Consider the following 12,253-nt stretch of genomic DNA (forward strand, 5'->3'; position numbering starts at 1 on the left):
GCACACTGCGGCGTATAAGGTAGATGTCGCAAGCGACCGCCGCAGGCGCGAGAATGTGCCAAGGCACATTCTTTGTTACGCAAGTAGCGAGAAAAAGTCTAGCAGAAAAGAAAGAGCCAAGTTTGCTTGAGCGAACTTCTTTTCTGCTAGACTTTGGTGAGCACTGCGATAACTTTAGAAAAAATTAATAGTTGTTTCGGGTATTTTCTGATATGATAGAAAAGTAAGAAAAATAAACTTATGAGGAAAGTAAAAGATGAATCCATTAGATTTTAGCAGAATAAAAGACGAGGCACATCCGGAGGATTTTTTAAGTGAGATGAAACCCTTTGGGGATTTGATGATGTATTACCGGTGTGCCATGATGGAAGTGGAAACAAAGTTTAAGGTATTAAATGAGCAGTTTTCCACACAATATAACAGGAATCCGATTGAGTCCATAAAAACAAGACTGAAGAAACCGGTAAGTATTATTGAAAAAATCAAACGGAAGAACATTGGATTTTCCATGAAAGCAATTGAGGAGAATATGTTTGATATTGCGGGAGTGCGTGTCATCTGTTCTTTTCAGGAAGATATTTATACTATGGCAGATTTGCTGCTGCAGCAGGATGATATCATTCTGGTAGAGAAGAAAGATTATATTGCACATCCGAAGGATAACGGATACCGTAGTCTGCATCTGATTGTAGATGTGCCGATATTTTTATCGAACGAGAAGCGCCATATGAAAGTGGAGGTGCAGCTCCGGACCATTGCCATGGATTTCTGGGCGAGTCTTGAGCACAAGCTTCGCTATAAGAAACATATTAATAATTCAGAAGAAATAGCAGATAAATTAAAGCATGTTGCAGATGTAATTACAGAAATGGACTGCGAGATGCAGGATATTCGTCATATGATAGAATTTATAGACGATAATACAGAATCGTAGTATACTATAGATATCTGGCACAAGGAGGAGGTAATAAGATGACAGAGGGTGGACTTCTGATTTTCCTTGGAATTTTAATCTTATTTGTAATAATTGTAGCTGTAATAGCGGTAGTAGCCGCAGTATCCGGGGCAGCAGCGGCAATTGCAGATGAGGACAAAGAAGAAGAGTAAAGAAAAAGAACGTTCCTGAATGGAAATTATTCCAGACGGGAACGTTCTTTTTTGTCTTTTACAATGTTATAAATCGATACCAAGTCCTTCAAAAAGCACTTTCATAGAGTCTATTTCAAGAATCAGAATCATGGCACTTTTAATCTGGGTATGGGCAAAACTTAACCGTTCATCAATAAAGAGAACCTGATAATCCAGTTTTGTAAATTCTTTTTCCGGGACAGCCAGAATTTCACCAATGGTACCAAGATGGTTCTGCGGTGGTTCAATATCAATAAAGGTATTTGTCATTTTTGCAATAGAATTTACATAAGCAGCAGTTGTGATGTTTGCCATTTCGCGCAATACGGATAAATCCATATCATCCAGTGAATCAATGGAATCGACATTTTTTTCATAAAAGGTGTTGATAAGCCGGCTGGTAAATTCTTTCTCCACAATCTGAAGCATAACACCATTCATATCACCTTTTACATTTACAGTCATACCAATAGCAGTTTTATCTGCCCCACCAAGATAATCTGCAGCTTTGGTATAATCCATCAGGCAGATATTTGGCACTTCAATATCTACCGGTGTATTTAAGAGACCTGCCAGTGCAGTAGCAGCATTACCGGAACCGATGTTGCCAATTTCAGCTAGAACGCTTAAATGTATAGAATCCAGTTCTTTTAAATTTAGCATAGACATAAAAACTCTCCCTTTGTCATTACAGTATAAATTTTTCTCGTTTTCATTTATTATAACATAGGATACAGGCAATGAGAATGGATTTTTATGGCATTTCGAAAGGAATTATAAAGAATTTTGAAGAGAATTTGAAGAATAAAAATTCTGCTTGTATTCTCCCTTTTTATTTGTTACAATCAGCACAAAGCATATATTCTATTTTTCGAATGGCAAAAGCCAATCTAAATTTCTGGTAACAATTCAATGAATTCTATGCTTTCAAATTCTAATTACAATTAACAAACGCATAGTGCATTGAATGGACGGAACATCAGAGGAAGAAATAGTGTATGCAATCCTGCTTTTCTATGTGCTATGGGAAAAGGAGGAAAAATGAAAACTTTAGAAGAACTGAATCTGGTGGATGACTTTCTGGTAAACAGCCTGACCAGCCACAAAGTTTATGGGGAACAGTCAGCAAGGTATATTTTGGAATGTATTCTGCACCGTCCGATTGGAAAGCTTACAGTGGTGCCGCAACGATTCTTCGGTGGAGAAAATACAGAAGCCCATGGTATCCGGCTGGACGTATATCTGGATGAAGAGAATGGAGAAATTTTTGATATTGAGCCGGACCAGAATGACGGAAAGGGAGATCTCGCAGCACTTCCCCGTAGAGCACGTTTTTATCATGCAAAGATCGATGCAGGAAATTTGCCGGCAGGCGAAGAATATGGAAAGCTTCGAAATGTAATTGTGATTTTTATCACAACCTATGACCCTTTTAGTGAGAACCGAATGGTATATACCATTAAGAATAGCTGTGTAGAAGTGCCGGAATTAGAGTATGAGGATGGTGCAAAGACCATATTCTTGTATACAAGAGGAAAAGAAGGAAACCCACCGGAAGAATTAAAGCAGCTGCTGCATTACATGGAGCATTCGTCCATAGAGAATGCTTCCACCGAAAGCCTGAAAAAGCTTCATCGGATGGTAACTGCAGTAAAGCGGGATGGAGAGGTAGGTCTTGCATATATGAAGAGTTTTGAGCGAGAAGCGAGAATCAGAAGAGAAGGTCAGACACAGGAAATCATAAGACTTGGTCGCAAATTCGGAAAATCAGAGGAAGAGATTTTGGCGTTATTGCAGGAAGAGTTACAGATAAGTGAAGAGTGGGCAAAAGAGTTGTTGGGAAAGTATACTTTATAAAACTCACCCTTGACAAAAGTGCCTGGCAAATTTAATATAAAGCCTAGAGATAAAGGTAATGAGAAAGAGAAGTACATCGGTACGGTTCTAAGAGAGGACGGCTCATCGGCTGGAAGGTCGTCTGAATACGACAGATGGAAGGTAGCTTTTGAACCGGAAGACCCAGAAAGCCTGTAACCGGAATCATATAAAGAATTTCAACAAGGCATAAGTTTTCCCGACACTCCACGTTACGGAGAAGAGATATGCATAGATACTATGCATAACGAAGGTGGTACCGCGCTGATTCGCCCTTCTTATCCAGCTGGATAGGGAGGGCTTTTTATTTTACAGGAAATTGCTTTCCTGTAAAGTAAAAAACGCTCCGCGAGGATGCGCACTGCGGCGTATAAGGTAGATGTCGCAAGCGACCGCCGCAGGCGCGAGAATGTGCCAAGGCACATTCTTTGTTTCTGCATGAGTATAGTATTTGTGGAAGATAGAATATTTATTTGAGGCATTTCAGTTATCTGAAAGATGTAGGACTTTATCTGATAGGAAATACTAGCTGCTCTAAGGTACATGTTTTTCTTGCTTGCAGGCTGTCTTTCCGTTACTTTGACAGGACGGCGGTACTGTCCGACAGAGGCGGATGCGGGACAGTGCTTGTAGACAGCTTATAGGAAACTAAAATAGCATCCGCGTATTGGCGAACAGTGAAGCTGGCTTGTCAAATATTGGAAAGACAGCCTTTATAGCAAAAAGAAAAACATGTGCCTTTAGAACAGCAGTATTTCCTATCAAAAGTCCCATACCTTTCAGATAACTGAAATGTCTACTAATAAAGATAGCACTTTTACAAATTACGAAACGTCCAATTTAGAAAAAGGAGAACAATTATGAGCAAAGAACTTGCAAAAACCTACGACCCAAAAGGGATTGAAGACCGACTTTATAAGAAATGGGAAAACAATGGATATTTCCATGCACAGGCTGACCGCAGCAAGAAACCGTTTACCATTGTAATGCCGCCGCCAAATATTACCGGACAGCTTCATATGGGACATGCATTGGATAATACCATGCAGGATATATTAATCCGTTACAAGAGAATGCAGGGATATAATGCATTATGGCAGCCGGGAACAGACCATGCAGCCATTGCAACAGAGGTAAAGGTTATTGATTCCTTAAAGAAGCAGGGAATTGACAAGAATGACCTCGGAAGAGAAGGCTTCTTAGAAAAATGCTGGGAGTGGAAGGATGAGTATGGCAGCCGCATCATCAACCAGTTAAAGAAAATGGGTTCTTCCGCAGACTGGAGTAGAGAACGTTTTACCATGGATAAAGGATGCTCTGATGCAGTTCTTGAAGTATTTATAAAATTATATGAAAAAGGTCTTATTTATAAAGGCTCCCGTATTGTAAACTGGTGTCCTGTCTGCAAGACATCTATTTCCGATGCCGAGGTAGAACATGAAGAACAGGATGGCTTCTTCTGGCATATCAATTATCCGGTAGTAGGAGAAGCGGGAAGATTCGTAGAAATCGCAACCACCCGTCCGGAGACTTTATTTGGTGATACTGCAGTAGCAGTAAATCCGGATGATGAACGTTATCAGGATATTATCGGAAAAATGTTAAAGCTTCCGATGACAGACCGTGAGATTCCGGTTATTGCAGACTCCTATGTAGATAAAGAATTTGGAACCGGATGTGTAAAGATTACACCGGCTCATGACCCGAACGACTTTGAAGTTGGAAAACGTCATAATCTGGAAGAAATCGTTGTTATCAATGATGATGCAACCATGAACAGCAAAGCCGGCAAATATGCGGGCATGGACAGATACGAATGTCGGAAAGCACTGGTAGAGGATTTAGAGAAGGAAGGACTTTTGGTAAAAGTTGTTCCGCATTCCCATAACGTAGGAACCCATGACCGCTGTGGCACAACCGTAGAGCCAATGATTAAACAGCAGTGGTTTGTAAAAATGGATGATTTAATCAAACCGGCAGTAGAAGGTGTAAAGAATGGAGAAATCAAGCTCCTTCCAAAACGTATGGAGAAAACCTACTTCAACTGGACGGATAATATCCGTGACTGGTGTATTTCCAGACAGCTCTGGTGGGGACATCGTATTCCTGCATATTACTGTGATGAATGCGGAGAAATGGTAGTATCTAAGAACGCACCGGAGAAATGTCCGAAGTGCGGCTGCACCCATATGACACAGGATCCGGATACTCTGGATACCTGGTTCTCTTCTGCATTATGGCCATTCTCAACCTTAGGCTGGCCGGAGAAAACAGAAGACTTAGATTATTTCTATCCGAATGATGTATTAGTAACCGGATACGATATTATTTTCTTCTGGGTAATCCGTATGATTTTCTCAGGATATGAGCAGATGGGCAAAGCACCATTCCATACTGTATTATTCCACGGACTGGTTCGTGATTCCCAGGGCCGTAAGATGAGTAAATCTCTTGGAAATGGAATTGACCCGTTAGAGGTTATTGATAAATATGGTGCAGATGCCTTGAGACTGACACTGATTACCGGAAATGCACCGGGAAATGATATGCGTTTCTACTGGGAACGTGTAGAAGCATCCCGTAACTTTGCCAATAAAGTGTGGAATGCATCCCGTTTCATTATGATGAACTTAGAGGGTATGGAAGTAACAAAGCCTGCAATTTCTGACCTGGCACCGGAAGATAAATGGATTCTTTCAGCAGTTAATACATTGACCAAAGATGTAACAGAAAATATGGATAAATTCGAACTTGGTATTGCAGTACAGAAAGTATATGACTTTATCTGGGATGAATTCTGTGACTGGTATATCGAGATTGCCAAAGTTCGTACTTATAAGAAAGACGAGGATGCCAGGGCTGCCAACAGTGCACTTTGGACACTTCGTACTGTATTAGGACAGGCATTAAAATTATTACATCCGTATATGCCATTTATCACAGAAGAAATCTACTGTACCTTAAATCCGCAGGAAGAGACCATTATGCTGGCTGACTGGCCGGTTTACAAAGAAGAGTGGAATTTCTCGGCAGAAGAAGAGATGCTTGCTCATGTAAAAGAGCTGGTAAAAGGCATCCGTAACTTAAGAACAGAGATGGATGTTCCACCATCCAGAAAGGCAAAGGTATTTATTGTATCTGAAGACAAAGCACTTTGTGAGACCTTCGAGAGCATGAAGAAAACATACCAGAATCTTATCAGTGCCAGCGAGATTGATGTCCAGTCCGATAAGGCAGGAATCGGAGAAGATGCAGTATCCGTAGTTATTCCGGGAGCTGTTGTATACATGCCGTTGGAAGACTTGGTAGATATGGAAAAAGAAAAAGAGCGTCTTTTGAAAGAAGAAGAGCGTCTTAAGAAAGAACTTGCCCGCTCCCACGGCATGTTAAATAATGAGAAGTTTGTAAGCAAGGCACCTGCTGCAAAGATTCAGGAAGAGAAAGATAAGCTTGCAAAATATGAGCAGATGATGGCTACCGTACAGGAGCGTCTGGCTCAGATGAAATAGTTACAAAAGTTAAAAGACAGGTATTGTCGATTCGCCGCAGTTTCTGCGGCGAAAACTTTTTATGGAAACAGGATAACCTCTTGAAAAAATTTCCCACTATATTATACTTAGAAAAGTGGTGACAAAAATGACTTATGAAGAGATTTGCAATTATATATATGAAATACCAAAGTTCACAAAGAAAAACAGTTTAGAGCATACGAAAGAAATGCTGCAGAGGCTTTCTATCAGAGAGCATCAGTTTGAAATCATCCATGTGGCAGGAAGCAATGGCAAAGGAAGTGTCTGTGCATTTATCAATCAGGTGCTGGTGGAACATGGATGTGAAGTGGGACTCTTTACTTCTCCGCACCTTGTATGCATGGAAGAACGTTTCGTAATCAATGGCGAAAAGTGCAGTCAGGAAGAATTTGTAGAAAGCTTTGAGGCAGTGCAGAAGGTGGTAGAGCAGATGGAAGCAGAAGGACTGCCGCATCCAGCATTTTTTGAATATCTTTTTGCCATGGGCATGTATCTTTTTCAGAAGCGGAAAGTACATTATCTTATTTTAGAGACCGGACTTGGCGGAAGGTTAGATGCAACGAATGTATTTGAGGAACCGTTGCTTACGATTATTACATCTATCAGTCTCGAGCATACACAGATTTTAGGAGATTCCATTGAAGCAATTGCAGGAGAAAAGGCAGGGATTATCAAAGAAGGCGTTCCTGTTATCTTTGATGGAAGTAATGAAACAGCGGCAGAAGTGATAAGGCAGACTGCAAGGGCAAAAAGAGCACCTTATTACTGTATTTCTTTAGAAAGTCTTAAAATTCATAAAATAACCGGGAAAACTATTGATTTTTGTTATACCAATGGGTATGATGTTGTTGATTTGAAAATCCCGTTTCCGGCAGAATATCAGATGATGAATGCGTCACTGGCATATCGGGCGTTATCTGTCCTTCAGGTGGAAACCGGAATTGGAAAAGCAGAGATTATCTCTGCAATGGAACATACCAGATGGATGGGCAGAATGCAGCAGGCAGAGCCATTTATCTATTTTGACGGAGCACATAATGCAGATGGTATTGCCCACTTTGTGAAAAATGTGCAGAAGATTGCGGAAGAAAAGCCAGTTCTTCTTTTTTCCATGATGGAAGAGAAGAATCATAAAGAAGCAGTAAAAGTACTGTGTCAGGAAGTTGCGTGGGATAGTATTGTGCTGACCCGCATCCCGGACAGCCGTGGAATAGACCCATTGAAATTGCAGGATGAATTTATGGCAAACGACCGGGAAACAGTAGTAATAGAAGACTGTGCACAGGCATACAGATATGTAAAGGAATACAGGAAGGACAACCAGATGGTATTCTGTGCGGGTTCCCTGTATTTGATTGGAGAATTGGAAAAGATAGCAGGAGGAAATGAAGCATGATAGATTTTGAAGAAGAATTAAAGAAATTCAAACCAAGCCTGGAAGTAGAAGAGGCAGAGGAAGCTATTTACAATCAGGACTTAACGGATATGACAGACATTTTAAGAGAAATGATGAAAGAAGCAAGACGACAGTAGAATTCGTTAAGTGAGGTAAAGTATGAAATGTTATAATTGCGGAGCAGATCTGACAGGGGACAACCGTTGTCCGAACTGTGGAATTGACGTAAAAGTATATAAGAAAATTGTGATGACCTCTAATTATTATTATAATCAGGGATTAGAGCGAAGCAATGTCCGTGATTTATCCGGAGCGATTGAAAGTCTTAAGAAGAGTCTTCGGTTTGATAAGACGAACATTCAGGCAAGAAATCTCCTGGGACTGGTACTTTTTGAGACCGGTGAGGCGGTATCTGCCATGGGTGAATGGGTGATTAGTAAGAGCCTTCAGCCAAAGGATAATGATGCAGGACGTTATCTGGACGCTGTGCAGAAGAATCCGGCACAGTTAGAAACGGTAAATCAGACCATTAAGAAATACAATCAGGCATTGTTATATTGCAGACAGAATAGTACAGATCTTGCAATTATCCAGTTGAAGAAGGTATTGTCCTTAAACCCGAAACTGGTAAAGGGACATCAGCTGCTGGCTCTTTTGTACATGAAAGAGAATAAATTCGAGCAGGCAAAGAAGTCATTGCGGGCAGCTATGAAAATTGATTCCAGCAATACGATTACACTGCGTTACATGAAAGAGACCAATCAGATGCTGCGCAGTGCCAACAGCGGTAAGAAGAAAAAGAAAGAAGATGACCTTATTTCCTATAAGAGTGGAAATGACCTCATTATCCAGCCGACAAAATTCAAAGATACTTCAGGTTTTGCCACAATACTGACCATTTTGCTTGGGGTGGCAATTGGTGTTGCAGTCACCTGTTTCCTTGTAGTGCCAAGTGTAAAGCAGAAGGCAAAGAGTGATGCCAATACATCAGTGGTTCAGGCAAATGATACCATAACCACGAAGAATCAGCAGATTACCAATCTGGAAAATCAGATTGATGACCTGAACCAGCAGGTGTCTTCTGCAAAAAGCGATTCCGAGGAGACTTCCAATAAGATTAGCAGCTATGACCAGCTGCTTTCAGCATATAAATCCTTCCAGGAGGGAGATATTACAGCAGCAGGAGATGCACTTTCCGGTGTGAAGGAAGAAAACCTTTCCGATACCGCAAAGGAAATTTATCAGAATATCAACGCAACTGTAAATGACCAGTATCTTCAGGTGACTTATGCAGACAGTTATCAGGCATACAGTAATTATAACTATGAAGAAGCGAAGACCGGATTTGAAAAAGTAGTAGAGATGGATGAGGCATACCAGGATGGCAATGCGATTTATTATCTGGCACAGACCTACCGGAATCTGGGCGAGAATGAAAAAGCCATTGAATACTATCAGAAAGTGATTGATGGTTATCCGAATACGGAACGTGCAGCCAATTCTTCCCGCTATCTGGAAGAATTACAGAATGCAGAACAGTAACAGAATAAAGAAAAACAGTTTACAAAAGACGTCAGGCAGATTGCCGGGCGTCTTTTGTAGTTTACAGGAAATTGCTTTTCTGTAAACTACAAAACGCACCGCGAGGATGCACACTGCGGCGTATAAGGTAGATGTCGCAAGCGACCGCCGCAGGCGCGAGAATGTGCCAGGGCACATTCTTTTTACGTAATGTATATGGAGGATAGAAGAATGGAATTTAAGTATGAATTAGAAAATGGATGTCTTACCATCCGGGTACCAAAGGAGTTGGATCATCATTGCGCCACACAGCTGCGGGCAGAGGCAGATTTACTGATTGATTCTTACCGGGTTAACAAACTGGTTTTTGATTTTGCCGGTACAGAATTTATGGACAGCTCAGGGATTGGCGTGGTAATCGGAAGGTGCCGGAACATGAATTACAGCGGCGGAAAAGTGGTGGCAGAGAATATGAATGAGCGGATCCGGAAAATTTTTGTGGTATCAGGTCTGCATAAACTGGTTCAGATGAAAGAAGGGGAGAAGAAGTAGGTATGAAAATGGAGGCTGTAAATATGGAAAGAAGAAATGAGATGAAACTGGAATTTGAGGCATTATCCGTAAATGAAGGATTTGCCAGAGTAGCGGTAGCAGCATTTTGCGCCCGGATGAATCCCACACTGGATGAGTTAGAGGATATTAAAACTGCGGTATCGGAGGCAGTAACCAATGCCATTATCCATGGCTATGAAGAAAAGGAAGGAACGGTAGTGATGCAGTGCTGTCTTTCCGGAAGTACCGTACATATTACCGTAAAAGACAGCGGGAAGGGAATTGCGGATATTGAACGGGCAAAGGAGCCGTTTTTTACGACAAGGCCGGAGCTGGAGCGGTCCGGTATGGGCTTTTCTTTTATGGAGGCTTTCATGGATGAAGTAGAAGTACGGTCAAAGGTCGGAGAAGGAACTGTTATAAAAATGAAAAAAAATCTGGTGCGGGAAAGTTAAGTGGAGAATGGAACAGACAATTGCTTATATCAAACGGGCACACAAAGGGGATAAGCAGGCAAGAGATACGCTGGTGCTTGGAAATCAGGGGCTGGTCTGGAGTGTGGTACAAAGATTTTTAGGAAGAGGACATGATAAAGAAGAACTGTTTCAGATCGGATGCATTGGACTGATGAAGGCAGTGGATAAATTTGATGTAAGTTATGAGGTATGCTTTTCCACTTATGCAGTGCCGGTGATTATGGGAGAAATCCGCCGCTTCCTAAGGGATGATGGCATGGTGAAGGTCAGCAGGAGCATGAAAGAAAAAGGCTATCTTATCAGCAATGCAAGAAAGGAACTGACAGACATGCTTGGAAGGGAGCCGGAGTTAAAGGAACTGGCAGAAAAAACCGGGCTTTCGGAGGAAGAGATTGTCCTTGCAGTGGAAGCCAATGGAGAAGTAGAATCCATTTACCAGAGCGTCTATCAGTCGGATGGCAGTGAAATCTATCTATTGGACCGGTTAAAGGATAAGAAGAATGCGCAGGAAGAACTGGAAAATAAGCTTCTGATAGAAGAATTGCTGCAACAGTTATCCGGAAGGGAGCAGCAGCTGATTAAGATGCGTTATTTTGAAAATGCCACGCAAAGCCAGATTGCTGCAAAGCTTGGCACCAGTCAGGTACAGGTCAGCCGCATGGAGAAGAAAATATTACTGCAGATGAGAAAATACATGAGTCAGGGTTGACAAACAAAGGGGGTGGAAATATACTAAAAAAGGATTAAGCGAGATTCCCTTGTCAAAGTGTTCCGGCTTTGATGGGGATTTTTTTTACAGGAAATGAAGAGAAAGGAAGTGGAAAGATGATTAAGTACTATTGCAGTGAACAGAACCGTATCACCGAAATTGAATCACCAGGGGAGGATTGCTGGATTTCCCTTGTAAATCCAACAGAGGTAGAAGTCGCAGCAATGGTAAATCAGTATGGAATTGATGCAGATGCCATGCGTTCCGCACTGGATACGGACGAGCGCTCGCGTATTGAAACAGATGAGAATTATACTATGGTATTGGTTAATATCCCGAATATTGAAACCCATAATGATAAGGAACTTTATGATACCATTCCACTTTCTATTTTTGTGGTAAAAAAAGCAGTCATTACAGTAAGTCTTGAGAAGACTCCAATATTAGAAGCATTTGCCAATGGCACGGTGCGAGATTTTAATCCTGCCATGCGTTCCCGCTTTGTGCTTCAGATTTTGTACCGGACATCCTCTCTTTTCTTACAGTACTTAAGAAGTATTGACCGCCAGAGTGAAATTGTGGAAAACAAGCTGCACAAGTCCACACAGAACCGGGAGTTAATCGAGCTTTTGAAACTGGAAAAGAGTCTGGTTTACTTTACGACAGCACTCCGCTCCAATGAGGTGGTACTGGAAAAATTATTTAAAAATGACAATATTAAAAAATATCAGGAAGATGAAGAACTTCTTGAGGATGTTATTGTTGAAAACAAGCAGGCAATTGAGATGGCAAATATTTACAGCGGCATTTTGAGCGGAATGATGGATGCTTTTGCATCAGTTATTTCCAACAATCTGAATGTGGTAATGAAGGTGCTTGCCATAATAACAGCTGTACTTTCTGTTCCGACTATGATATTCTCAGCGTATGGCATGAATGTAGCTGCAAAGGGAATGCCGTTCGCAGAGAGTCCTTATGGATTTGTTATTATCGTATTAATTGCAGTGGTATGCAGTCTTATTGTTGCATTAATCTTTGCTAAGACAAAGATGTTTAAATAAAAGCA

General features: G+C 41.2%; 12 protein-coding genes. 11 read left to right on the top strand and 1 reads right to left on the bottom strand.

Features of this window, described 5'->3' with window-relative positions; translation table 11 throughout:
- Positions 1-256: 256 nt before the first annotated feature.
- Positions 257-934: a GTP pyrophosphokinase gene (locus LKD41_RS09595; protein WP_022244433.1), complete on the top strand. Its 678-nt coding sequence runs from the start codon at positions 257-259 to the stop codon at positions 932-934.
- Between the two features lie 38 nt (positions 935-972).
- A complete protein-coding gene (locus LKD41_RS15675) occupies positions 973-1,107 on the top strand; it encodes a hypothetical protein (protein ID WP_022244432.1) in 135 nt (44 codons plus the stop codon).
- 66 nt (positions 1,108-1,173) lie between these two features.
- Here LKD41_RS15675 and LKD41_RS09600 read toward each other — a convergent pair whose 3' ends face one another.
- On the bottom strand, positions 1,174-1,797 hold the full coding sequence (locus tag LKD41_RS09600) for a chemotaxis protein CheC (RefSeq protein WP_022244431.1): 624 nt from the start codon (positions 1,795-1,797) through the stop codon (positions 1,174-1,176).
- Between the two features lie 372 nt (positions 1,798-2,169).
- Between LKD41_RS09600 and LKD41_RS09605 the strand changes: the two genes are divergently transcribed.
- The 9 genes from LKD41_RS09605 to LKD41_RS09645 all read left to right on the top strand — a co-directional run bounded on the left by LKD41_RS09605 (position 2,170) and on the right by LKD41_RS09645 (position 12,248).
- Entirely contained in the window at positions 2,170-2,985 is an 816-nt protein-coding gene (locus LKD41_RS09605) for an Rpn family recombination-promoting nuclease/putative transposase (RefSeq protein ID WP_227701049.1), read from the top strand.
- Positions 2,986-3,863: 878 nt separating this feature from the next.
- Positions 3,864-6,512, top strand: coding sequence for a valine--tRNA ligase (locus tag LKD41_RS09610; RefSeq protein WP_227701050.1), 2,649 nt, complete (start codon positions 3,864-3,866; stop codon positions 6,510-6,512).
- Positions 6,513-6,639: 127 nt separating this feature from the next.
- Positions 6,640-7,929: a bifunctional folylpolyglutamate synthase/dihydrofolate synthase gene (locus tag LKD41_RS09615; RefSeq protein WP_227701051.1), complete on the top strand. Its 1,290-nt coding sequence runs from the start codon at positions 6,640-6,642 to the stop codon at positions 7,927-7,929.
- Entirely contained in the window at positions 7,926-8,066 is a 141-nt protein-coding gene (locus LKD41_RS09620) for a hypothetical protein (RefSeq protein WP_022244427.1), read from the top strand. The genes LKD41_RS09615 and LKD41_RS09620 overlap by 4 nt, the downstream gene beginning before the upstream one ends.
- A gap of 22 nt (positions 8,067-8,088) precedes the next feature.
- Positions 8,089-9,471, top strand: a complete 1,383-nt coding sequence (locus LKD41_RS09625; protein WP_118172985.1) for a tetratricopeptide repeat protein — start codon at positions 8,089-8,091, stop codon at positions 9,469-9,471.
- A 210-nt stretch (positions 9,472-9,681) separates the two neighbouring features.
- On the top strand, positions 9,682-10,002 hold the full coding sequence (locus LKD41_RS09630) for an STAS domain-containing protein (RefSeq protein WP_022244425.1): 321 nt from the start codon (positions 9,682-9,684) through the stop codon (positions 10,000-10,002).
- A 23-nt stretch (positions 10,003-10,025) separates the two neighbouring features.
- Complete coding sequence (spoIIAB, locus tag LKD41_RS09635) at positions 10,026-10,457, top strand: anti-sigma F factor (protein ID WP_227701052.1); 432 nt, start codon at positions 10,026-10,028, stop codon at positions 10,455-10,457.
- A 7-nt stretch (positions 10,458-10,464) separates the two neighbouring features.
- Positions 10,465-11,187 (top strand): SigF/SigG family RNA polymerase sporulation sigma factor, encoded by a 723-nt coding sequence (locus tag LKD41_RS09640; protein ID WP_118056454.1) that lies wholly within the window; start codon positions 10,465-10,467, stop codon positions 11,185-11,187.
- A gap of 116 nt (positions 11,188-11,303) precedes the next feature.
- Entirely contained in the window at positions 11,304-12,248 is a 945-nt protein-coding gene (locus tag LKD41_RS09645) for a magnesium transporter CorA family protein (protein ID WP_117946568.1), read from the top strand.
- Positions 12,249-12,253: the final 5 nt, after the last annotated feature.

It is taken from the genome of Roseburia sp. CLA-AA-H209, assembly GCF_020687575.1.
Taxonomy (GTDB): Bacteria; Bacillota; Clostridia; order Lachnospirales; family Lachnospiraceae; genus Roseburia_C; species Roseburia_C amylophila.

Coding starts and splice junctions, on each gene's coding strand:
- LKD41_RS09595 (WP_022244433.1), top strand. CDS start 257: ATGAATCCATTAGATTTTAGCAGAATAAAAGACGAGGCACATCCGGAG.
- LKD41_RS15675 (WP_022244432.1), top strand. CDS start 973: ATGACAGAGGGTGGACTTCTGATTTTCCTTGGAATTTTAATCTTATTT.
- LKD41_RS09600 (WP_022244431.1), bottom strand. CDS start 1,797: ATGTCTATGCTAAATTTAAAAGAACTGGATTCTATACATTTAAGCGTT.
- LKD41_RS09605 (WP_227701049.1), top strand. CDS start 2,170: ATGAAAACTTTAGAAGAACTGAATCTGGTGGATGACTTTCTGGTAAAC.
- LKD41_RS09610 (WP_227701050.1), top strand. CDS start 3,864: ATGAGCAAAGAACTTGCAAAAACCTACGACCCAAAAGGGATTGAAGAC.
- LKD41_RS09615 (WP_227701051.1), top strand. CDS start 6,640: ATGACTTATGAAGAGATTTGCAATTATATATATGAAATACCAAAGTTC.
- LKD41_RS09620 (WP_022244427.1), top strand. CDS start 7,926: ATGATAGATTTTGAAGAAGAATTAAAGAAATTCAAACCAAGCCTGGAA.
- LKD41_RS09625 (WP_118172985.1), top strand. CDS start 8,089: ATGAAATGTTATAATTGCGGAGCAGATCTGACAGGGGACAACCGTTGT.
- LKD41_RS09630 (WP_022244425.1), top strand. CDS start 9,682: ATGGAATTTAAGTATGAATTAGAAAATGGATGTCTTACCATCCGGGTA.
- spoIIAB (WP_227701052.1), top strand. CDS start 10,026: ATGGAAAGAAGAAATGAGATGAAACTGGAATTTGAGGCATTATCCGTA.
- LKD41_RS09640 (WP_118056454.1), top strand. CDS start 10,465: ATGGAACAGACAATTGCTTATATCAAACGGGCACACAAAGGGGATAAG.
- LKD41_RS09645 (WP_117946568.1), top strand. CDS start 11,304: ATGATTAAGTACTATTGCAGTGAACAGAACCGTATCACCGAAATTGAA.